This window comes from Pseudothermotoga sp. (genome assembly GCA_025060105.1).
Taxonomy (GTDB): domain Bacteria; phylum Thermotogota; class Thermotogae; order Thermotogales; family DSM-5069; genus Pseudothermotoga_A.
Map to the genome: position 1 here is coordinate 69,647 of JANXCS010000003.1, position 22,580 is coordinate 92,226.

Below are 22,580 nucleotides of genomic sequence, written 5' to 3' on the forward strand. Positions count from 1 at the left end.
ACTTTATGATACCAATTTTCCGAGTTTTTTCTTGAACCTCCAAGTGATCAAAGCGTTCATCGCATAGAAAAAACAGCTGAGTAATAACAGTTTCCCATAATCATTCGGACTCCTCACCAGAAGACCGTACAGATATGCAGCCAATGCCCTCGAAGAATTGCTGAGAAGAACGCCGAACCCATTCGCTGGCATCACCATTTCCTCAGGTAAATTGTTGAATATTAGGACAGTGAATGAAGGATTCACCATGTTCATCAACATGAATCTTAAAACATACAAGCTTGAAAAAATCACCAAATTTCTAACGAAAGAAAGCACAAGCATCAAGGGAACGACGCTCGTATAACATGCCAATATGATTCTGATTGCACCGAATTTCCTCTGTAGGAAGCCACTGCTGAGACTACCAATGGCCGTCATGATCTGCGCCAATGCCATTATGAGACCAACGAGGCTGAGGGATATTCCAAACAAATCATGGAACATGAGATTACTGAAGCTCAAAAACAAACCAGCCCCAAACCCGACGAGAACGTTGGACAGGATGTAGTACCATAAAACACGCTTCTGAAGATCATTCAGTTTCAGTCGTCTCAAGTTGAATGAGCTGATAGCCCTCGCTGGAACAACTCTAAGAGCCACGCTCGAGAACAACTGGAGCAAAGCTGAGAACGAAAGCGTAGGTAAATAACCGAGCTTGTCCCCCATGGCCCCTCCAAGAACATTTCCGAGAACGTTCGCCACCATAGAAACAGAAAACTGAGAACCGAACATGAAGTACCGTTTCTTCGATTCCGTCGTTCCCATGAGTACGACAGTGAAGATCAACCCGGAGAGACTCGATATGGCTCCAGAACCAAGAGCAAGAAAAACTTGAGTCGAATAGTCTTTGATCACAGCTCTCAATATCATCAGAATGCCAACGCATACGTTTGAAACAATCAAAAGTTTTCTTCTATTGATTTTCGAAAAGATAGCGGCGAGAATCAAACTCAAAACGGCGCTTCCCCAAAGGTTTGCAGAAACGATGGTACTTATATGTTGATTTGTAAAATTTTCCCTGCGCATGTGCAGGTTGAAAATCACTCCATAAACTTGTCCAGCGAAGTTTGTCAAAAACGTGTAAATGTACAAAGAAAGCTCCGTTCGCTTCACGTTTCCAAATTATACCTTTTATGATTGATTCTTCCTGCATATAGACGTTAAGTTTCTTCAACTTTCAACTTTTCTTGACTGAGGGATTAAAACGGCGTAGAATTGGATAGAACAAAAATGTACGTACATAAAGGAGTGAAAGTTATCATACCCAAGTACAGGCTCATCGAGCAGTTCTTACTATCAGAAATCAAATCCGGTAAATATACAGCCGACGGAAAGTTGCCCACGGAGAAGGAACTCATGGAAAAATTCAGCGCGAGCAGGGAAACTGTCAGAAAAGCGCTCGATAGATTGACGGTAAAGGGCATCATAGTGAGAAAACCAGGTGTTGGAACATTCATCAACTCAGAAAGGAGCAACCATTTGGTGGGAATCATCGTACAACAGATAACTAGTTATATATTTCCCTATGTGGTCTTCGGTGCAGAGGATTATTTGTTCAGAAACAATTACAAGATGTTGCTTGGGAATGCATCTGAAGATCCATCTCGAGAAAGACAAGTCATAGAGGAATGGATCGAATCGGGAGTCTGCGGGTTGATAATTGATCCAGTTTACAGCGCCACGAAACGTTCGAATAGAGACTACATAAAGTCTCTGGTAAAGTTAGGGATAAAAGTTGTAGTCGTACATACTGACTGGAATATAGATGGAACGAGTTGCGTGATTCTGGACGATGCTTACGGTGGTGCAAAAGCGGCCGAGATATTTCATCAGTTTGGCCACAGAAGGGTCGCTGTGTTGTACAAATCGATACACTTGCCGAGTTTCGTCAGGGCAATGAGCTTCATTCAGAGGGCCAGAGAACTCGGATTTGAGAAAATTTACGAAAAATCATTCAATGTCTCAGAGTTCACAGGCGTACCCATGCAAATGGCATACGAGCTTCTAACGATGCCTAGGCAGTTAAGACCAACTGCGGTGTTTTGCTACAACGACGCGACTGCACTTCAACTGCAGTTGGTTGCGAAGAGATTGGGCTTGAGTATTCCGGAAGATCTCTCAGTGATTGGTTTCGACGATGCACCGATAGGTGATTTCAGAGATATTCTCACAACTTTTGCCCATCCTAAAGAAGAAGTCGGCAGAAAAGCAGCTGAATTACTATTGAAGATGCTCGATAATGGTCAAGTAGAAAGATGTGTTCTCCCACCGGAACTGATTGAGAGAAGCTCGGTGGCATCCCCGAGTTTTTGAAAAACTTTGTGAAACATAATGTACGTACAATAAAAAACACACTGAGCCAAGCGATGCAAAAACAGGTTCTCGTTATAGTTGGTTTCTTCAAACGATCTTGACAAGACGGTGACAAGGAGTTTATAATACTGATGTAAGTATTTGAACGTACATAACACAAGTTTTATCCATCATGGGGGATGCCAGTGATTCCACAGAAGGGAGGGGGATTACATGGTTAGAAGGTTGCTGACGGTGGCTTTAGTGATCCTTTTCATTGCGGTTGGGTTCTCCACAGTTAAGATCTCCGTTTTGTGCTCTCCAGATAATGCAGATGCTCTCAAATGGCTCGCAGGCGAATTCATGAAGCGAAATCCAGACATTCAGGTCGAAATCGTCCCACTCTCATGGGAAGTTCTCTATCCAAAGCTGTTACAAGATTTGAGATCGCAAGCAGGATCATTTGAAGCGTTCACCTATGACGTCATGACAACGGGTGCTGTTTCCTTCGGACTTGTAGATCTTGGAGAATTCATGAGCAAATATCCACACCTTTTGCCTCCAGATTACGATCTGGGAGATTTCATTCCACAAGTGCTTGAAGAGTCCGGCAAGTGGCAAGGTAAGCTGATCGGTTTACCATTTTACAACAACACGATGCTTTTCTACTACAGAAAGGATTTATTTGAAGATCCGAAGTTGAAACAAGCATTCAAGGAAAAGTACGGTCGAGAGTTGACCTTGCCCGTCACATGGGAAGAAGTCAAGGAAATAGCTGAGTTCTTCACAAAGAAATTCAACAGGAACTCTCCCACCGAGTATGGAATTGCCTTGATGTTCCCAAGAACTCACACTTTGTTCTACATGTATCTACTGTTCTTCGGTGAGTACAGAAACGCCCCACTCGGTATCATGAAACATGGTCAAGCAGATTTAGAGTATGGTGAATACTTCACGGCCGACCGCAGGCCTGCATTCAACAGCGAAGAGGGACTTAAAGCTCTTGAAATGATGAAAAGGCTCATGCCTTACAGCCCAGATCCACTAGGCTCTGATTATGGTGAAACGATAGAATACTTCAACCAAGGGCTTGTAGCAATGGTTCCTCAGTGGACAGGTCCATACCTCATCTTCAAGTCGACCGTCGGAGCTGAAAAGGTCGGTATTATACCTATGCCTGGAAGATCGGTGAGTGGCCAATGGGCTCTCGCTATCAACAAGTTTATACCTGAGGAGAAAAAGGTGGCGGCTTTCAAATTCATAACCTTCGCCACAAGTAAATGGGCCGATAAAAGCAAATTCCTCAGATTTGCCGTAGCTCCAGCGAGGATGTCCACACTCAAAGATCCAGAGGTCAGAGCCGCCGATCCAAGAGTGCCAGCACTCGAGGTGACTTACATCACCCAGACACACAGGCCAAGAATTCCAGAAGAACCACGTCTTGAAGACATCACCGTTGAAACGTTCTCAAAAATACTTGCAGGTACATTGCCACTCTCCATGGACACACTCAACGATCTTGCAAGGAGATGGCGAGAAATACTCGGTAAATGAGGGGGTGAAGAGGGGGCGTAAGCCCCCTCGTTTTTATGAAAGGCAGATTAATTCCTTGGTTGATGGTTCTTCCAACTTTGATTCTTTTTCTTTCTATGACCATCTATCCTTTCGCCTTCATGATCTGGGCTTCTTTCAGAGACTATGATCTCTCTAAACGCGCTGAAACTCACTTTATAGGTCTTTCGAATTATTTCCAAATACCGAAGGATAGAACCGCGATCGAGTCGTTCAAATTCACAGTTAAACTTCTTTCTATAGCTGTGCCGATTGAAATTCTCCTCGGAGTGGGTATAGCTTTCCTGGTTAGAGGTGCTAAAGGTGAGAAAATCATACGTTCTTCCTTCTTGATACCCATGATGGTGCCAGCCGCCGTATCCGGTGTGGCTTGGAAAATGCTTTATAACTATGCGTTTGGTCCAGTGAATTGGTTCCTTTCCTTGTTTGGTGTGTCCAAAATTTCCTGGCTCGGTGATATGAACTACGCTCAGCTCGGGATAATAATCATCGATGTGTGGCAGTGGACACCTTTCGTTTTTCTTATGATATACGCAGGTCTACAGTCTATACCTCAAGATTTGATAGACGCGGCAAGGGTCGATGGTGCCGATTGGGGTAGAGTGTTTCTACACGTCGAGTTCCCTTTGCTCAGACCATTGATACTTGTTGCTCTTGTGCTGAGAATCATCGATTGTCTTAAGACGTTCGACATAGTCTTCATGACCACTTGGGGTGGCCCCGGGGCAGCAACACACACGTACAGCTTTTATATTTACAAGGTTGGAATTTCTTTCGGGTGGAATATCGGCTATGCTTCTGCGCTCAGTGTACTTCTGTTAATAGTCAGTATGGTCTTAGTCAATCTCGTCTTTAGGTTGGTGAAGATGAGGCGTCAACTGGGATTTGGAGGTGAAGAATTGTGAAAAAAATTCTCAGAGTTTTCAAATACATCCTCATCGGCATCTGCTTAGTCTTTTTCCTTTTTCCTGTTTATTGGCTCGTGATAACAGCTTTTAAACCTTCGAACGAATGGTTCGGTTGGCCACCAAAGTTTTGGCCTTCGCAACTAACTTTTTCGAATTTTTATGGCGCTAAAGAAACCGAAGTTTTCGGTGGAACGACGGGTTCCATAGAGAACATCTTTCCATACTTGAGGAACAGTATAATCGTTGGAGTATCCGTTGCGCTCATCGGAACTATTGTCAGTGCCCTGTCAGCTTACGCCATAGCGAGGTACAAAGTTGGCGGAGCGTTTTTAGCGGAGTGGATCATTTCAATCAGAATGTTACCGCCTATCGTTTCCGCATTACCACTGTATGTGATATTTTCACGCTTGAGGCTTATAAACACATGGTGGGCCTTGATACTTTCGCATTTGGTGATAGTGGTACCCTTGGGTGTGTGGTTGCTGATAAGTTTCTTCAGAGAAATCCCTAGGGAGATAGACGAGGCAGCTTATGTAGACGGTGCGAATCCTGTTCAAGCTTTCTTTTACGTGGTTTTACCGCTCAGCGCTCCTGGATTAGCAGCCGTTGCAGTGCTTTCTCTGATACAGAGTTGGAGTGAGTTCCTGCTCGCTTTAGTCTTGACCAACGATGCTCGAGCGCAAACGTTACCCATCTTTCTAGGTAGGTACATCACCGGTTGGCGCGTAGCTTGGGGCCCCCTTTCTGCTGCCGGAATAGTGACCATGCTGCCGGTGGTCGTGTTCGCAGTGATGGCTCAAAGATACCTCATAAGGGGACTAACTTTCGGAGCTGTGAAGGGATAACACACGAATTTTGGAGTGTGATGTGGTATGCCTTATCAAATTGTTGTAAAAAAAAGCAAGGTTCTGGGCCCAGTTAGTAAATACATCTACGGTCATTTCATAGAGCACCTTGGTAGATGCATCTATGGTGGTATCTATGATGAAAATTCTCCTCTTTCAGATGAGCGTGGTTTCAGAAGAGATGTTCTCGAATCCGTTAAAAAAATCAGAGTCTCGATATTGAGGTGGCCAGGAGGAAATTTTGCTTCGAATTATCATTGGGAAGATGGCATAGGACCAAAAGCATCAAGGCCTGTCAGATTCGATCTCGCTTGGCAGAGAGAAGAATCAAATAGGTTCGGTACAGACGAGTTCATAGAATACTGTAGAGAAATAGGAGCAGAACCTTATATTTGCATCAATATGGGTACTGGAACCTTAGATGAAGCCTTGCGTTGGTTGGAATATTGTAACGGAAAAGGGAACACGTATTATGCACAGCTGAGGACGAAGTTTGGTCATTCTGAACCGTACGATGTGAAGTTTTGGGGTATTGGCAACGAAATGTACGGCGAGTGGCAAATTGGCCACATGAAAGCAGAGGAATATGCGAGGAAAGCCAGAGAATATGCAAAATGGATGAAGGTTTTTGATCCCTCGATAAAAACCATTCTTGTAGGTTGCGATGATCCCACCTGGAACTTAGAAGTTCTGAATACTGCTGGCGACATCATGGATTACATTTCTTATCATTTTTACACAGGATGTGAAGATTATTATGGTACAGTCGCCACGGTGTACTTGCTCAAAGAAAGGTTGTTGGGGCTCAAAAAGTTGATCGATATGAGTCGCGCCAGAAGAAAAGATATCATAAAGATCGCTTTGGATGAATGGAACGTTTGGTACAGGGTCGTAGACAACCAGCTCGAAGAACCGTACGAATTTAAGGATGGTATCTTCGTGTGTGGGGTGTTGATAACACTACAGAAAATGAGTGATATAGTTCCTATAGCAAATTTGGCGCAACTTGTGAATGTTTTAGGCGCGATACACACCGAAAAAAGTGGTCTGTACCTCACTCCCGTGTATAAGGCATTCGAGCTGATCGTTAACCATTCAGGATCTATGCTTGTAGAAACACATGTTGAAAGCGAAACGTACGATGTGGAAAGCGTTATGTTTTTCAACAAAACTCCCTTTTCTCTATCGAACGTGCCTTATTTGGATGCCTCTGCAACTATCTCCGAGGACGGAAAAAAGTTGTATGTGACCGTCATCAACTATAAAAAGGATGAAGCTTTGAGAGTACCGATCAAAGTTGAGGGGGTTGACAAAAGGATAGCAAAAATGTACACATTAACAGGTCCAGATGTACATGCTCGCAACAGTTTTGAGAATCCAGACGTTGTTAGCATACTGGAAGAAGCAATTTTGGTCGATGAGAACTTTAACCTCACCTTGAGGCCTTCCTCATGCTCGGTAATCGAGATGAATCTCGTTTGAAAAGAGGTGAGCACATGTACGAAGTGGAGAAAAAGCAGTTGTACGAAGCACACTTGGCATTGGAGAAATACGGCTTGGTTTCATACACGAGTGGTAATGTGAGTGTTAGGGTGAATGACCATGTCATAATCAAGCCATCGGGTGTTCCGTATTCTCAACTCAAACCGGAAGATTTCGTGGTCGTTGATCTTTCGGGAAACGTGATCGAAGCCAGTAAAAAACCATCGATAGACACGGCAACTCATTTGTATCTCTACAGAAATGTGAGCTGGGCACGCTCCATCGTTCATACTCATTCAACTTTCTCTACCGTATGGGCGGTCATTGAAAGACCGATACCTGTGTTGTGCACCGCGCACGCCGATGTTTTTGGAGAAGAAATCCCGTTGACGGAGTATGCGTCCGTTGGATCTGAAGCCATAGGTAAGGCCGTTCTGAAAGTGATGGGACGTTCTGGCGCGGTGCTGTTGAGGAAACACGGAGTGATGGTTCTTGGAACGAGCATAGAGGATGCACTTAAAAAAGCGATATTCCTCGAAGAAGTGGCTAAGATTGCGTACTTCGCCAACTTGATGACCATTCCAGTGCCATTAACCAATGTGGAAGTTGAGAAACTCTTTGAGCAGTACCACAGTAGGTACGGGCAAAGAAGAGAAACTGGGAGTTAGAATATAAGAAAACCGCATGAAGGAGGTAGATCGTGATGCAAGCACGGACGACTGTGGGGTTACTCGTGGGGAACAGGGGATTCTTTCCAGGTTCACTCGTGGAGGAAGGTAGAAAGAGGATTCTGAAAGTGCTCAACGAGATGGGAGCGAATGTGATAACTCTCAGTCCTGCAGACACCAAGTACGGTGCGGTTGAAAACCTGAAGGACGCAGAAAAGTGTGCAAAGCTCTTTAGAGATCACGCGGATAAAATCGATGGCATCATAGTGACGCTTCCAAATTTCGGCGATGAAGGTTCGGCAGCGTTGGCAATACGCATGTCCGGTTTGGACGTACCAGTTTTGGTCCACGCTTTTGCTGACGAACTTGGAAAAATGGATGTGAGCCACAGGCGCGATTCTTTCTGCGGGAAGATATCTCTGTGCAACAACCTCGTTCAGTTTGGTATATCTTTCACAGATACAAAACTGCACGTTGAGGATCCTGAAAGTAAAGAGTTCAAAGAAGATATCGAGAAATTCTTTGCGATTTGTCGCATCGTGAAAGGTGTCAAAGGTTTAAAAATAGGTGCCATAGGTGCTAGACCAGCCGCTTTCAATACAGTCAGGTTCAGCGAGAAAATACTGGAGAAGTATGGGATCAGCGTGGTGACGGTAGATCTGTCAGAAATCATCGCGCGCGCCAAATCTTTTGAATCGAAATCCGAGAGGGTAAAACACGAACTTGAGAAACTTCGCACAACCTTCAACGTTAAGAATGTTCCAAGTGAAGCTTTAGAGAGAATGGCACGCCTTGCTGCAGCCATAAACGAGTGGATAGAGAACAACGGGGTAAAAGCCATGGCGTTGCAGTGCTGGACGGCACTAGAAATGCTCTACGGTGTGGTTCCATGCGCCGTGATGAGTCTCTTATCTGAATCTCTATTACCGAGCGCTTGTGAAACCGACGTCATGGGAGCGCTCTCCATGTACGTCCTTCAACTTGCTTCGGGAAAACCTTCTGCACTGATGGATTGGAACAACAATTACGGTGATGATCCAGACAAAGCCGTCATGTTCCATTGTAGCAATCTGCCAGTATCGTTCTTCCAGAGTTGTGAGATGTCTTACCAGCAAATCATTGCAGGCACAGTTGGCGCTGAGAACGCGTACGGTACATGTGTTGGTAGGATCTCACCCGGTCCAGCAACTTTTCTGAGACTTTCATCATTTGACACAGAAGGTATCATCGCAGGTTTTGTAGCTGAAGGAGAATTCACCGACGATCCAATAGAAACGTTTGGAGGTTATGGTGTTGCAAAAATAAACAATTTAAGATCATTGCTCCATTTGATAGTCAAATACGGTTTTGAGCACCACGTAGCTGTGAGTAAGAGCTTGGTCAAAGATGCAGTCATTGAAGCACTGGAGAACTATCTCAACTGGGAGATCTTCACAATTGGTGAATGCTCATGCCATCGTGAGGAGGTATGAGCTGTGTATTTGATTGGTACTGACATAGGAACGCAGGGGACAAAATCCGTCCTTGTGAACGAAAAGGGGAAGGTTCTCTCCGAAGCCACGAGAGAATACGATGTGATAACACCGAAACCGAACTGGGCTGAAGTATGGCCCGATGTGTGGGTCAAAGCAGCTTTTGAGACGATAAAGGAAGTCATCGAAAGAGCGAACGTTCCAAAGAAGAACATCGCTGGTATCGCTATCAGTGGTTTGTACGGTGGTTCTGGCATTCCCGTCGACAGAAACATGGAACCGTTACGGCCTTGTTTGATATGGATGGACAGACGTGCGGTTCGGGAAACCGAGTGGGTCAAGGAGAATGTACCGAAGGACTTGATCTTTTCGATAACTGGAAATTATGTTGATTCTTATTATGGTTTCACCAAAATCATGTGGATAAGAAACAACGAACCCGAGATTTGGAAAAAAGTCTACAAATTCGTCACTCCGAAGGATTACGTTATTCATCGAATGACCGGGTGCCTTGCCATAGATTATTCCTCTGCTGGTAATCTTGGAGGCGTGTTCGATGTAAAAAAGCTCAATTGGTCCAAAGAAATGTGCGACATTTTGGGCATACCTATGGAATATCTGCCAGAAAGGATAGTCAAGTCTTCCGAAGTGGTTGGAAAAGTCAAGCGGGAAGTTTCACAGCTCTGTGGGTTGTTGGAGGGTACGCCCGTCGTTGCTGGAGGTATAGATGCACCGGTGGCACAACTTTCCGCTGGGGCACTCGAAGAAGGAGAGCACGTCGCGATGGTTGGTACATCAACGTGTTGGGGTACTGTACACGATGGGAGTAAGCTTGCTTTCGGATTGGTCAGTTACCCATACGTCGTGTACGACACTGAGAGGATATACACCTTCGGTGGTTCTGCAACAACGGGTGCGTTGGCACGTTGGTTCAAAGAACAATTCGCAGAGAGCGAAACTGTTGTAGGTGAGCGAATCGGAGTATCACCCTATCAATTACTCGATGAAGAAGTCAAGCGAGTGCCGCCGGGAAGCGACGGCATCGTAGTGCTGCCTTACTTCATGGGTGAGAGGTCTCCCATCTGGGATCCAAGCGCACGCGGTGTCATCTTTGGCGTAACTCTCTATCATAAGAGATCTCATATCTATCGAGCTTTGATGGAGGCCGGTGCTTACGCTCTGAGGCACAATATAGAAGCAGGTTTGAAAGCCGGACTGAAATTGAACGAAGAGTGTTGGATCGTGGGAGGTGTTGCAAAGTCCTCCGTGTGGGTGAAAATATTCGCCGACGTCACCGGTTTCAAAATGAGACAAGTTGAAACCTTGGTCGAAGCACCTTTTGGTGACGCGTTCCTGGCAGGTCTCGGTACTGGCGTGATAGATAAACCTGAAAGGATTAAAGAGTGGGTGAAGTACAAAAAGCCCATCGAACCAGAACCTGAAAATAAGAAAATCTACGACAAGTATTACGAAATTTACCTAAAACTCTATGAAAATACGAAAAAACTCATGCAAGAACTTTGAAACCCCGTCTCTCGGACGGGGTTTTTCAAAGCTTTTCAAACGAGAACTTCTTGCCGTTCAAATCCACGAAAAATTTTGTTCCCTTCGAGGTGATGAAGTAGGTCAAATCAGTACTAAGAACGTTTTCGACCCTCGCTTTTCCTCCGCGCAATGATACAGCATGTCTCAAAACATTCTTGGCTTCCTCATCCAGCAACGTTAGGTCATCACTGAGAACTATCATGTTATCCAACATTCCACAAACGTATGCATAGATTTGTCTTTCCTGCAAGTTCATTTGAGTTTGCTGTGCTCGTAACAAGAGACAATCTGGATCGTTGACCCAAAAACGTTTGTGCATGAAATATCTTGTAATCGCATTCCTAAGTGCCCACTTTGCTGATGGAAGACCCGCATCGGGTTTATCGTCTCCCCAGTACGGTGCCGTATCTGGACCGATCCTCATTCCATCAACTAAACCAACTGCCGGGAGCAAAGGACAGCCGCAACCTAGGATGAAAGCACCTTGAGTCGCCTCTCTGATGACTTTCAAACCTTCCCGCAAGGCTTCCACTGGAGTTCGGCGCTCTGTTCTCTCACCGGGAATGGCACCAGCGAAAAGAAAGTCGATCTTGAAATATTCAACGCCGAGCTCTTTCAGATCTTTGAACAAATTCCATAACCATCGCTTCACATCGTTCCTCGTGAGATCCAAAGCGTATATTTTCTTATTCCAATTCTTGTAAGCCATCTTCGGTTCACCGTTCTCGCTCACAAACCATTGAGGATGTTCCTTAAAAAGTTGGGATGTCTCCGAAGCACTGAACGGTGCCAGCCAGAGCCCCACTTTTAGACCATATCCTTTCAACGCCTCTATAATTTCTTCCAGCCTTGGAAAACTTTCTTTCGTGATAGTCCAATCACCTATATCATGTTCATACCCATCATCGATTTGAAACGTTGTGATTCCAAACTGGCCCGCTAGTTTCGCATTTTTCAACAACTCATCCCAACTCAAATCGAGGAAGTAATGATACCAACTACACCAACCAACAGTTTCGAAGGATTGAAACTCAACCTTGTTGTGAGCTTTTACAGCTTCTGCATAATGTTCGAGCAGAAGCGCCGTGTTCGAATTTTCAGCTATGAACAAAGGTTCAAGTTCCGTAGGTTCATCGAAACATCGATCGAAATATTCAAGACAGGCTACGACACGATCGTCCTCGATCGTGAAAAATCCATGACCGATTCTAGAGCTTAAAAATCCCGCTACCGAGCCCTCAGTTGCGAAGAAATAATCACTCACGAGTTTCTTTTCAAAAATTTCTGGAAACATTGAGGCACTGTATTTCCAATCTTCATTGAGTTTCACCTGAATCTGCTGATTTTTCTTAACAGTACGACATGGCCCCCAAGATTGCCAATTGTTCAAAAGCAAAACCTCCTTAACCGGTAAAGCGAGTAGCTCTATGCGTCCAGGTCTACCGACCACTGTTCCAGAAATTAACCAAACGTTGTTGATTCGTTGTACCCTCAATTCAATAGAACAGTCTTTCTGCTTAAAACAAAATGTGCCTTCTTTCAAAACCTCCAATAGCATGTTCCTACCTCCCCATCTATTCTTGCTCGAACGAACCATAGCATTCCATCAATTAGAGTATCACTCTCTGCAAAAACTCTACCACTTATGAAGAATAAACCGGCCCAGACGGCCGGTTCAGACATCGCTCATAACTCATGGATCATATCAACCATGGGAAGAAGAAGTGAACAAAGAACATGGCCATGACTATGAAATCGGTCCACCTATGTATGCTGAGCCATTTTCTTTTCAAGATTTTCCTGAATAAATAGATCGAGAAAAGGGTTAAGATACCCAGCCAAAGCAGAGAACCTGTGTGGATTCTGATAGCACCGAGGGCAAGATAACCGTGAATCGATCCAGTGAACAAGAGAGCTATACCCGTGAATCTGTGTATTTTAGAGCCGTAGAAGAGAAATCTCTTTGACCAAGAGAATTTTTTCAAAAGTCTTCGGAGCGGAAAGAGAGAAAAATTGTAGAACAAAAGTACGACACTCGTCCAAGCTAAAATTTTGTACATCATAACATCCTGAACCCAACGATGCTGAATTCTTTCAAAATTGCAGGGTCTGGATGTTCATGGGAACATGTTTCTCCAAGCTCGCATTCGAAATGAATCGTGTAGTCTCTTCCTGGGTGCTCATCTTCGTTCAAACCGAGTTTTTCGCGCCAATCTGTCACATCTGTTACGTCATACACACGATCTGCCACCATGATGAAAGCTTTGTGCACTTGCTTTTGAACTGATGCCCGAATGGTTTTTCCATCGAATTTCGAAAGACTCACTTCATCGAAAACCAGTAAGCCTATCGCCGGTACACGTTTGAGGAGTTCCACGTGACCTGGACGTTGCTTTATCTCATAAGTCAATTCGTTTCCCATAGGATAACCATAATGTTCACCGTCTTTAACGGTTTTTGAGTTGGTCATGTCGTAGACTACACCGAAAGCCGCCACGTAAGCTTTGCTTTTATTCCTTCCATTGAAGCGGGCAAGCTGTTCCACCCTGAAAACGAGTACTCCAAAAGGTTTAACTCTGCTGAGTAATCTGGTTCCATGTGGGGAGAGTTTCACTATGTCGTGAGTGAGTTCTTCACCTGCACTGTGCCTGTTTTGGTGAACACCATTTCTCCAACGAGCTGACGTGGAAACATCGTACACGATCCCATTCACAGCGACTAAGGCAGGCTTACCTTTGCCGTCGTGAGTTTTCAGTTCGTCAATGTTGATCGCTAGGAAACCCACGAACGTGGAGTCGTTCAACAACTTTGGATCGACTTCTGCACGTGTGAGAAATTTCTTGGGAGCTTTGATTCTATAGACTACACCCTCTACTGAGACGAACTCGTCCGTTTCCATGAGCCTCTGTAAACTTATCAGCGGAAATTGGCCTTTGAACTGAGTGATATCGAAGTTCGTAAGATCCTGCGCCAAAATCACAACCGACAAAAAGATCACCAAAAACAGAATGATCTTTTTCACAAACATCACCTCAATTTGATTCTATCACAATAATGAATCTCATTTGATCTAAACATGACAGAACAAAAACAAATCATTCTTGTAAATCTATTAACTTAGTAACTCTTTGGGTTTTCGAAAGGGGTGTTCATAAAACCTGAACACCGACAAATGTCTTTCAGAACACACGAACCACATCTTGGATTATTCTTTTTACAAGTTCTTTTTGCATGTTCTACGATCAGTGCGTGAAATTCTTTCATAGTATAGACATCCTCAATCACTGAGTGGAACACGCGTTGTATTTCAACATAACTTGCCTTGTCGCTCAGCAATCCAAGTCTGTTCAAAATCCTTCTGGTGTAATTATCTACAACGAAGTATGGGCGATCAAACGCATACAAAAGAATAGAATCTGCCGTTTCTGGTCCTATTCCATCCACAGCTAACAGTTCTTCTCTTTTGAGGTTACTTTTGATCTTTTCAAAATCGAAGTCATACTCGGAAAGTTTTGTAAGAAGTCTTTTGAGCCTTTTCGATTTTACTCTCCAAAATCCAGCAGGCCTTATAAGTTGTGCGAGATCTTCTTCCGATATTTCCAACATTTTCTGCGGATCTAAAACACCATTCTTTTTTAGATTATCGATGGCTTTTTCCACATTCCTCCAGGCTGTGTTTTGAGTGAGCACGGCTCCAACAACGATCTCAAACCAGCTCTCAGCTGGCCACCAACCTTGAGGACCATACGCTTCATAAAGCCTTTGGTAGATATCTTTCAGCAGGTACAATTGAAAATCCTCCCGATCTTTGAATGCTATCATAAACGTAGGAGGTGAAAAAAGTGAGAACAAACAAAGAAAAGTTAGTCATGATCTCCGTGCAAGGAACGATCGTGAAACCCGAACACACAGGAAGGCATGCCGTTGCACACGATGGTAAACCCTTCATGCTTCCTGGAACGGGTGGTATCACTTATAACGTGAAGGTGGGTGATCCTGCTTTCGGTTGGGCTGCAGATCACGTTGAACCGGGAGTTTCCACGATCCTCGATCAAGAAAAACGCGAATCTGGTCCAAACAAAGGTTACAATTTTTACGCATGTATCGGTAATGAAGCGAGAGTTGTGACAGGAGATGCCAAGGGGGCGAAGGGTGTAGTTACTGGCCATCATGGTGGGGCAGAGCACGTTTTGATAGACTTTCCTGATGAAGTCTTAGAAAAGTTGACACTCGATGATAAGATCCTCATAAAGGCTTTCGGTCAAGGCTTAGAATTGCTCGATTATCCTGATGTTCACGTGTATAACATTGACCCAAATCTCTTTGAAAAACTCGGAATAGTTGAGAAAAACGGTAAATTGCTCGTTCCAGTCGTAGCCGTCGTGCCTTCGTATTTGATGGGTTCTGGCATCGGTTCAACGAGCATGGGCACAGGTGATTACGATATCATGACGGCAGATCGAGAAGCTCTGAAGGAAAACAACTTAATGAACCTTCGCTTTGGAGATATTGTTTTTATTCAAGATCATGATAACAGCTATGGTCGTTGCTACCGAAAAGGTGCGGCAAGCGTTGGGGTGATCATTCACAGTGATTGCAAATATGCAGGTCATGGCCCTGGCGTGACCATATTCATGACATGCGCAAAACCGTTGATCGAACCAGTCATAGATGCAGATGCGAACATAGGTAAAATACTGAAAATTGGTAGATATAGAGGATGATTTTTTTTAAAAAGCCCCATCTTGTTGCAAAGATGGGGCTTGATTTTACACCAAGACGAATCCATCGTTTTGACGGAAGACTCTTTTTTGGAAGCCAGATTCTTCAACTGTCACGTAATCGTGCCCAGCGTTGGCTGGATAAACTGCGAAGAACACCAACGGTTCATCTGAGATGTTCACCGATCTGTGAGCCCAAAATGGTGGAATATAAACTGCTTTATTCTTCTCTATGGGCACCGTCTCGAAATCTCCCGATTTTGTTTGGCACAATATCAATCCCTTACCACCCAAACCGTAGTACACTTCGGCCGTATCTTCAATGACATGGAAATGACCTTTAGTCATGAAATATTCGCCTTGAACCGTTCCTGGGTGAACAACCGTTATTAAGAAAATGAGTTCACCCTCTCTTTCAGACACCGGCACTTCAAACACTTCATAAATAATAGGATTTTGTCTCTCAAGGTTTGGATCACGCTTTAAAAATATGTTTTTCACGTCACAATATCTTCTTACGATATGTCGTCCTACAAAACTTTTTAAGTCGTTCAGATCGAACAAGACTGAGAATGGTCTCATTTCTTGCCACCTCTCAGTAATCGATCCTCACATGTTTGAGTAAGAGGTACTGTTCATAGGCGTGATGGGAATTTTCAACACCAAAGCCACTCTGTTTCCAGCCACCGTACGGATATGCGAATTCTCCTCCAACAACATTGTTTACGCCAACTGTGCCACATTGTAAGAGCATGGAAGCTCTGAGAGCCTTGGTCAAATCTTTCGTGTAAACGTACGCAACCAAACCATAATCCGTATCGTTTGCCATCGAGATGGCTTCGTCGAAAGATTCAAAAACCATTATAGGTGCGGTTGGTCCAAACATCTCCTCTTTGACAACTTTCATGGTGTGATCTGTCTCAACCAAAACCGTTGGTTCGTAGAAATAACCCTTTTCAAATTTATCCCCCGACGGTTTTTTTCCACCATACAGAACCTTTGCACCCTTTTCCAATGCTTCTTTAACAGCGCTCTCCACCCTCCTCCATCCTTCAAGAGTCGTGAGTGGACCCATAGTCACGCCTTCTTCTAAACCATTACCAACCTTGATCTTCTTGGTTTCTTCGAGAAAAACATCGACAAAATCAGAAAATATGGATTTATGTACGTACATTCTGTTAACGGCATTGCATATCTGACCTGCGTTTCTGAACGATCTTCGTACGCCATCCTTTGCAGCGATCGATACGTCAGCATCTTCAAAGACTATCATTGGACAGTTACCACCAAGCTCTAAGGTGAGTTTTTTGACGGTTTTTGATGCTTCACTCATCACGTGCTTTCCAACATCGGTACTACCTGTGAAAGCTATCTTCGAGATCAAAGGATGACTTATTAGTACCTCGCCAACTTCCTTGTTTGTCCCAGTGACGACGTTCAAAACCCCGGCAGGTAATCCCGCTTCTAAGAAGCATTTGACTAATTCGAGTGTTGACAGTGGGGTATAAGATGAGGGTTTGGCAACCACTGTGCATCCGACTGCTAGGGCTGGCCCAACTTTCCATGATAAAAGAAGCAATGGATAATTCCACGGTACTATGGCGGCAACAACACCCACAGGTTGCTTAAGAACCAAGCTGAGTCTGTTGTTTTTCTCTGTGGAATAAGTCTCACCCAACACACTCAGAATATTATCTGCGAAATATTCTATAGAATCCAAGCTTGCCTTAACCTCTTCTTTAGCTTCACTGAAAGGCTTTCCCTGTTCCAGTGTCAACAACTTTGCGATTTCATTCTGACGCTCTCGAGCCACCTTCACTGCTTGTCTCAGAATTTCGGCTCTCTTGCTTGGACCTGTGTTGCTCCAAACCTTGAACGCTTCGTATGACGATCTTATGGCCTGTTCAGTTTCCTCAACCGTAAGTGAAGGAACCTCACCAACTACTTGTTCAGTGTTTGCTGGATTCCTCACTGGGATGGTTCTGCCCGAGGACGATTCCACAAATTTGTTATTGATGATGCACTTATAGATCATTGTTTATTCCTCCTTATCAACGCCCGTTGAACGTTCTGTTGAGAGTTTTGGTCAACTTGGATTCTTTGTTGAGAACCTGTTCCAACTCGTCAGTTTCGATGTTGGAAGTTTTAAACAAACGTGTCACGAACCTGGCTCTATCGGCACGATGTTTGGCTTCGTAATACTCTACCGGAACATTGTTGTGTGTGTAAGTTATGCTTCTCAGAAAGATCAATGGTGATCCCCTATCTATCCAAAGTAACTTGGCATCCTCTGAGCTCGCTGAAATTGCCTCGATGGTTCTTTCACCCCATACGAGCTCGATCTTGTACTTTGTTTCCAATATTTCATACAGTGATCGGTTTTCGAGGTCTTCATCGAGGAGATCTGGACAAAACTTTCGTGGTATATAGTTAACGACAATCAAAATAGGTTCATCCTTGACAAATCTCAGTCTTTGAAGTTCCACGATCTCGTCGCCTATGTTCAGATCTAGATAATAAGCCAACAATTCATTTGCTTTTACCAACCTCTTTGATAAAATCTTGGTTCTAGGTTCTAATCCTTGAGACTTCATATCCGCATGGAAACCTGTGAGCCTTGATACCAGATATTCGTTTATTTTCGGCCTGATCACTACCGTGCCAACACCTCGTCTTCTTTTGATCACACCTCGGTTCACTAGATCGTTTAGAGCTTGACGGACGACTATACGACTGACGCCGAAAGCTTCACACAACTCTTTCTCGGTTGGTAACATATCGCCAGGTTTTAAATTCTTAGAGATCCACCTCAGAAGTATGCTCTCAATTTGGTAGTACAAAGGTACGGGAGAATCTTTGTTCACAGGTTCCAGCGGATGAAATTTCACCCCTTCGCCTCCCAATATACTATGTTAATCAATAACGTTCATTTCTTGAACAACTTTTTCAATTTCATTGTAAATTTCATCGCTCAACTCCCAGTCGATTGCCTTCACGTTTTCCTCGACTTCTTCGGGACCAGTAGCACCTGCAATGATCGAAGTTACCTCCTCGTGTTTGATGAGCCAGTTGAGACTCAAATGAGTTAGGGGTTTGTCGAACTTGGATGCCAAAGTTTTCAGTTTATTTGCAGCGGCGATGTATCTTTTGTAGTTCTCACCGGTCAATTTAGGATTTGCTGAGCGTACATCCGTGAAGGATTCATTGTCTGACAACTTGCCAGTCAGCACACCTTGCATGAGGGGACTGTACGGGAAGAAAGCCAAACCGTTTTTCTTACAGAACGGTAGAACTTCACTTTCGGTACGATACTCGAGTGGTATGTTGTGATAACTTTTTGGATTTCGTTCAAACAGATTGTATAAACCTTGCATACTGCTTATGTGCGGCAATAAACGTTGAGCGGTATCTACTGAGAAGTTTGACAAACCAATGTATCTGATTTTACCTTGCTCTTTCAGTTTGAGCATGGCTTCCATCGTTTCCTCAATTGGTGTGTTAGGATCTGGCCAATGCAACTGATAAAGATCGACATAATCAACTTTGAGCCTCTTTAAACTAGCATCTATCTCTGTCATGATGCTCTCTTTGCTCAAACATCTTTTTATTCTGCCTTGTTGGTCCCATATCAAACCACATTTTGTCGCTATAATGATCTTGTCGCGAGGAAAACCCTTGATGGCTTTCCCAAGAATTTCTTCTGCGTGACCGAATCCGTAGACGGGCGCCACATCGAAAAAGTTGACTCCCAATTCTAGCGCTTTATGAACGGTTTTAATTGAGTTCTCATCACTGGAGTTTCTCCAAACGCTCGGGCCTGATAATCCCCAACAGCCCAACCCTATTACTGATACCTTCACTGGAAATTTTTCAGTGCTCCTGTACCTCATCGATCTTCCTCCTTCCTGGGTTTTTGTAGGGTTGCCAACTCATCGAACACGTTTATTAAAGATTGATAACTTTTCTCAAATAATTCATAGAGTTTCTCATAGATTTCCCAATGAATTTGCTTTGGCTCAATGGTGATGACATCTTTTACAAAGCTTTTTGCTTCTTTCAAACTTATCATCTCAGCTCCTATCGCACCAGTTATAGCTGCTCCTATCGATGTAGCTTCCGCAGGATACTGAGGAACCGTCACAACCTTTTGAAAAATGTCTGAAATTATCTGTCTCCAGTTACGACCTTTGGCTCCTCCCCCGATCAATCGGATTTTTTCGAACTTGAAACCACCAACTTTTTCAAAGATGTCGAGTATGATCTTCAAGTTCATCGAGACACCTTCCAAAACCGCCCTCAACAAATCAGCTTTATTGTGTAACACTGAAAGTCCAATGAAAGCGCCCCTCGCATTCACGTTCCAACGGGGACTTCTCTCTCCAAGTAAATACGGAAGAAAAATCAATCCCTTTGCCCCTGGTTCAGTGTTGTCGAGGATATCATCCAAGATCGTGTAAACATCCAGATGAAGATCTCGAGCAACTTTGCTTTCCAAATCACACACAGTGTTTTTGATCCACTGATAGGCTCCCCCTCCGCTTTGCATCGTACCAGTCGGGCAGAAAAAGCCGGGCACAGGATAGAAAAAGTTGAATGTTCTCGCAAATGGATCAAAGAAAGGTTCATTAGAACAAGTACTGATCCAACTCGATGAACCAAGGTAAAGGTAGGCTTCCGTTGAATCGAAAACCCCAGCTCCCACAGTAGCACATGGGCCATCTCCAGCGCCTCTGACCACCAGCGTTTTTGGAGAGAGCCCCACTTCTTTCGCAACTTTCGGTAGAACATTGCCAACGATCTTTATAGAATCTGTGGCTTCTGGGAGCTTTTCTAGATCCAAACCGAGGGCTGATACGAGTTTTTCTGACCAACGCTTCTTCTTTATGTCGAAAATATCACTCATAGAAGCGTCGGAGAAATCTGTTCCAAAAGCGCCGGTGAGTTTATACACAATGAAATCTTTAGGGAAAAGGAATTTATGAGTTCTTTTGTATACCTCTGGTTCATTTTCTTTAATCCAAGCGATTTTTGGTCCAAAGTATGTAGGGGTGATTCTACCACCAGTGATGAGATAAACTTCGTTGTTCCCAACCGCCTGTTCTAGCTTTCTAGCTTGCTCGACACTCCTTTGATCGGCCCATATGATGGCTCTTCTGAGCACGTTACCTTCCTCATCCAGTGGTACCACTCCCATCATCTGTCCACTGAAACTCACACATTTTACTTGCTCCGGTTCTAGTTTGGTTTCCAAAAGTAATTTAGTGGTTGTCACTTTCACCGAATGCCACCATTGCTCTGGGTCTTGCTCAACCCAGTTGATAGCTGGATAAAAAGTTTCGTAAGGATAGAAGGAGCTGGCCAAAAGCTTTCCATCCGTTCTAAAGAGAGTCGCTTTGTTGCCTGTGGTTCCAAGATCGTATGCAATTATGTATTCCACTGATACCACCTCTGCGAAATAATCATGGAAAATTTCGAACAAGTTTTGCAAAATCCCTACTGAATTCGAAGGCGTCATTCAAGGCCATTTCATCCTCTTGAAGTAGCCGTTCAAACAACTCTACCGGTACTGTCAGATGGGTCGCTCCAACGTTGATTGCTTCAATCACCTGTTCAATTGTTTTCAAACTCGCCACTATGACCGTCAATTCTCCTTCAGTTTTGTTTATCATCGAAATGAAACAGGACAATTTTTCGCGTGGGTCAAAACCTTTTTTCGAAGATCTATCAAAATAAAAGGCCACATAATTGACTCCAAAAAGAACCGCGCTAACAATTTGTTGAGGAGTGTAGACTGCCGTGGCACAGACACGAAATCCGGCTTTTTTGAAAGTCAGAGCAAGATCGTATTTATTCCGGATCCAAGGCAACTTAATAACGAATTTGTTTGGATCGATTAAGCTGAGGATCGATTCGTCAAATGTTTCTAAATGAACGAAGATTTCAGGTACTTTCGCCAACTTGAGTCTCTCAATTACTTCTTCGATGGTTTCACCAGGTCGATCTCTGAGAATGATGGTTGGATTCGTCGTGATACCTAAATTGAAATCTTCAGCTATTTTTATTGCCGTTTCACTGCAACCATCTATGTAGAGTTTCACAGCTTATCCCCTCTTCGCTTTGATGTATTGGTCAAAGAATACTGCGGCTATTATGATCAAACCGATCATCATCTGCATGACAAACGGGTCTATTCCGAGCAGGTTCCCCCCATTCCTCAGTGTTTGAATCAGGATTGCTCCTATGACTGTTCCGAGTGCAGTCCCTACCCCACCACTCAGGCTCGCTCCACCTATTACAACGGAAGCTATTGCATCGAGCTCATAGCCTTGACCAGCTGTTGGAACACCGGCAGCGAGTCTAGAAGCAAGCATTAAACCTGCCACACCGCTTAGAAAACCTGAAACTGCGTAGGCAAATAGATAGTTCAATCTCAGATTCACACCGGAAAGTCTTGCAGCTTCTCTGTTGCTACCAATAGCATACAAATTCCTTCCAAACTTTGTGTATTTGAGAACGATCCCTGAGATCAAAGCTATAGCCAACCACAACCAAACGAGTGCAGGCACGTCCAAAAAGATCATGGAAGCAAAATTCGTAAAACCTCGAGGCAATCCTGTGATCATTCTTCCACCTGAGATGTACATCACCAACCCTCTGACAAACGTCATGACACCGAGAGTGGCTATGAAAGGAGGTATCTTCATATCGTACACTGCAAAACCATTCGCTAAGCCAAGCAAAATTGAAACGGAAAGTGCTATCAAAATCGCCTGAACGCTCGAAAGTTGATAATCCAGTCTGTTTGAAGTTAGCATCGCATAGACCATCCCTGAAATACCAACTATCGCGCCCACCGATAGATCTATTCCACCTGTGATGATCACGAACAACATGGCAAGCGCTACAACACCATTTATGGATGTTTGCCGTAGCAAGTTGGTTATGTTTCCAAAAGACAGGAAGGCACCTTTCGTGGCAACGGCGAGCAACACGACGAGGACAGCGAATATCAAAAGCAAATTTTTCTCACTAA

21 protein-coding genes are annotated in these 22,580 nt (G+C 44.0%); 9 read left to right on the plus strand and 12 right to left on the minus strand.

The window, feature by feature from the left end; genetic code table 11:
• Positions 1–3 precede the first annotated feature (3 nt).
• Positions 4–1,155, minus strand: a complete 1,152-nt coding sequence (locus NZ875_03770; GenBank protein MCS7174854.1) for an MFS transporter — start codon at positions 1,153–1,155, stop codon at positions 4–6.
• A gap of 117 nt (positions 1,156–1,272) precedes the next feature.
• Here NZ875_03770 and NZ875_03775 point away from each other — a divergent pair, with 117 nt between their 5' ends.
• The 8 genes from NZ875_03775 (at position 1,273) to NZ875_03810 (ending at position 10,805) form a co-directional block, all read left to right on the plus strand.
• The gene (locus NZ875_03775; protein MCS7174855.1) at positions 1,273–2,355 is read left to right on the plus strand and encodes a GntR family transcriptional regulator; all 1,083 of its coding nucleotides are present in this window, start codon (positions 1,273–1,275) and stop codon (positions 2,353–2,355) included.
• A gap of 213 nt (positions 2,356–2,568) precedes the next feature.
• Entirely contained in the window at positions 2,569–3,888 is a 1,320-nt protein-coding gene (locus tag NZ875_03780; protein MCS7174856.1) for a sugar ABC transporter substrate-binding protein, read from the plus strand.
• Positions 3,889–3,923: 35 nt separating this feature from the next.
• Positions 3,924–4,811 carry a sugar ABC transporter permease gene (locus tag NZ875_03785; GenBank protein ID MCS7174857.1) on the plus strand — a complete coding sequence of 296 codons (888 nt, stop codon included), beginning with the start codon at positions 3,924–3,926 and terminating at the stop codon, positions 4,809–4,811.
• Positions 4,808–5,659: a carbohydrate ABC transporter permease gene (locus NZ875_03790; protein ID MCS7174858.1), complete on the plus strand. Its 852-nt coding sequence runs from the start codon at positions 4,808–4,810 to the stop codon at positions 5,657–5,659. Before NZ875_03785 ends, NZ875_03790 begins: the two co-directional genes overlap by 4 nt.
• A gap of 27 nt (positions 5,660–5,686) precedes the next feature.
• On the plus strand, positions 5,687–7,141 hold the full coding sequence (locus tag NZ875_03795) for an alpha-N-arabinofuranosidase (GenBank protein ID MCS7174859.1): 1,455 nt from the start codon (positions 5,687–5,689) through the stop codon (positions 7,139–7,141).
• 14 nt (positions 7,142–7,155) lie between these two features.
• Entirely contained in the window at positions 7,156–7,809 is a 654-nt protein-coding gene (locus tag NZ875_03800; GenBank protein MCS7174860.1) for an L-ribulose-5-phosphate 4-epimerase, read from the plus strand.
• A 35-nt stretch (positions 7,810–7,844) separates the two neighbouring features.
• Complete coding sequence (locus NZ875_03805; GenBank protein ID MCS7174861.1) at positions 7,845–9,281, plus strand: L-fucose/L-arabinose isomerase family protein; 1,437 nt, start codon at positions 7,845–7,847, stop codon at positions 9,279–9,281.
• 3 nt (positions 9,282–9,284) lie between these two features.
• Positions 9,285–10,805 carry an FGGY-family carbohydrate kinase gene (locus NZ875_03810; GenBank protein MCS7174862.1) on the plus strand — a complete coding sequence of 507 codons (1,521 nt, stop codon included), beginning with the start codon at positions 9,285–9,287 and terminating at the stop codon, positions 10,803–10,805.
• A gap of 25 nt (positions 10,806–10,830) precedes the next feature.
• Here the strand turns inward: NZ875_03810 and NZ875_03815 are convergent, their stop codons facing one another.
• From NZ875_03815 to NZ875_03830, 4 genes are all read right to left on the minus strand, one after another.
• Complete coding sequence (locus tag NZ875_03815; protein MCS7174863.1) at positions 10,831–12,384, minus strand: alpha-galactosidase; 1,554 nt, start codon at positions 12,382–12,384, stop codon at positions 10,831–10,833.
• Between the two features lie 142 nt (positions 12,385–12,526).
• Entirely contained in the window at positions 12,527–12,889 is a 363-nt protein-coding gene (locus tag NZ875_03820; protein ID MCS7174864.1) for a hypothetical protein, read from the minus strand.
• On the minus strand, positions 12,886–13,848 hold the full coding sequence (locus NZ875_03825; GenBank protein MCS7174865.1) for a cytochrome B5: 963 nt from the start codon (positions 13,846–13,848) through the stop codon (positions 12,886–12,888). The genes NZ875_03820 and NZ875_03825 overlap by 4 nt, the downstream gene beginning before the upstream one ends.
• Before the next feature lie 95 nt (positions 13,849–13,943).
• The gene (locus NZ875_03830) at positions 13,944–14,615 is read right to left on the minus strand and encodes an endonuclease III domain-containing protein (protein MCS7174866.1); all 672 of its coding nucleotides are present in this window, start codon (positions 14,613–14,615) and stop codon (positions 13,944–13,946) included.
• A 53-nt stretch (positions 14,616–14,668) separates the two neighbouring features.
• On the opposite strand from NZ875_03830, the gene NZ875_03835 reads away from it, so the two are divergent.
• Positions 14,669–15,550 carry a DUF4438 domain-containing protein gene (locus NZ875_03835; protein MCS7174867.1) on the plus strand — a complete coding sequence of 294 codons (882 nt, stop codon included), beginning with the start codon at positions 14,669–14,671 and terminating at the stop codon, positions 15,548–15,550.
• 45 nt (positions 15,551–15,595) lie between these two features.
• On the opposite strand, the gene NZ875_03840 is transcribed toward NZ875_03835, so the two are convergent.
• Genes NZ875_03840 through NZ875_03870 form a run of 7 tightly spaced genes read right to left on the minus strand, consistent with a single transcriptional unit; the run spans position 15,596 to position 22,560 of the window.
• Complete coding sequence (locus tag NZ875_03840) at positions 15,596–16,129, minus strand: glucose-6-phosphate isomerase (protein ID MCS7174868.1); 534 nt, start codon at positions 16,127–16,129, stop codon at positions 15,596–15,598.
• Positions 16,130–16,142: 13 nt separating this feature from the next.
• A complete protein-coding gene (locus NZ875_03845; GenBank protein ID MCS7174869.1) occupies positions 16,143–17,582 on the minus strand; it encodes an NAD-dependent succinate-semialdehyde dehydrogenase in 1,440 nt (479 codons plus the stop codon).
• 16 nt (positions 17,583–17,598) lie between these two features.
• On the minus strand, positions 17,599–18,435 hold the full coding sequence (locus NZ875_03850; GenBank protein ID MCS7174870.1) for a GntR family transcriptional regulator: 837 nt from the start codon (positions 18,433–18,435) through the stop codon (positions 17,599–17,601).
• A gap of 24 nt (positions 18,436–18,459) precedes the next feature.
• Entirely contained in the window at positions 18,460–19,437 is a 978-nt protein-coding gene (locus tag NZ875_03855) for an aldo/keto reductase (GenBank protein ID MCS7174871.1), read from the minus strand.
• Positions 19,434–20,984: a xylulokinase gene (gene xylB, locus NZ875_03860; protein ID MCS7174872.1), complete on the minus strand. Its 1,551-nt coding sequence runs from the start codon at positions 20,982–20,984 to the stop codon at positions 19,434–19,436. The genes NZ875_03855 and xylB overlap by 4 nt, the downstream gene beginning before the upstream one ends.
• 22 nt (positions 20,985–21,006) lie before the next feature.
• Positions 21,007–21,645, minus strand: a complete 639-nt coding sequence (locus tag NZ875_03865) for a hypothetical protein (GenBank protein ID MCS7174873.1) — start codon at positions 21,643–21,645, stop codon at positions 21,007–21,009.
• Positions 21,646–21,648: 3 nt separating this feature from the next.
• On the minus strand, positions 21,649–22,560 hold the full coding sequence (locus NZ875_03870) for an ABC transporter permease (protein ID MCS7174874.1): 912 nt from the start codon (positions 22,558–22,560) through the stop codon (positions 21,649–21,651).
• Between the last annotated feature and the right edge of the window lie 20 nt (positions 22,561–22,580).

Bases quoted from the DNA above. Each gene is read 5' to 3' on its own strand.
- NZ875_03800 (MCS7174860.1), top strand. From the start codon at position 7,156: ATGTACGAAGTGGAGAAAAAGCAGTTGTACGAAGCACACTTGGCATTG.
- NZ875_03795 (MCS7174859.1), top strand. From the start codon at position 5,687: ATGCCTTATCAAATTGTTGTAAAAAAAAGCAAGGTTCTGGGCCCAGTT.
- NZ875_03775 (MCS7174855.1), top strand. From the start codon at position 1,273: ATGTACGTACATAAAGGAGTGAAAGTTATCATACCCAAGTACAGGCTC.
- NZ875_03780 (MCS7174856.1), top strand. From the start codon at position 2,569: ATGGTTAGAAGGTTGCTGACGGTGGCTTTAGTGATCCTTTTCATTGCG.
- NZ875_03805 (MCS7174861.1), top strand. From the start codon at position 7,845: ATGCAAGCACGGACGACTGTGGGGTTACTCGTGGGGAACAGGGGATTC.
- NZ875_03815 (MCS7174863.1), bottom strand. From the start codon at position 12,384: ATGCTATTGGAGGTTTTGAAAGAAGGCACATTTTGTTTTAAGCAGAAA.
- NZ875_03820 (MCS7174864.1), bottom strand. From the start codon at position 12,889: ATGATGTACAAAATTTTAGCTTGGACGAGTGTCGTACTTTTGTTCTAC.
- NZ875_03840 (MCS7174868.1), bottom strand. From the start codon at position 16,129: ATGAGACCATTCTCAGTCTTGTTCGATCTGAACGACTTAAAAAGTTTT.
- NZ875_03855 (MCS7174871.1), bottom strand. From the start codon at position 19,437: ATGAGGTACAGGAGCACTGAAAAATTTCCAGTGAAGGTATCAGTAATA.
- NZ875_03845 (MCS7174869.1), bottom strand. From the start codon at position 17,582: ATGATCTATAAGTGCATCATCAATAACAAATTTGTGGAATCGTCCTCG.
- NZ875_03785 (MCS7174857.1), top strand. From the start codon at position 3,924: ATGAAAGGCAGATTAATTCCTTGGTTGATGGTTCTTCCAACTTTGATT.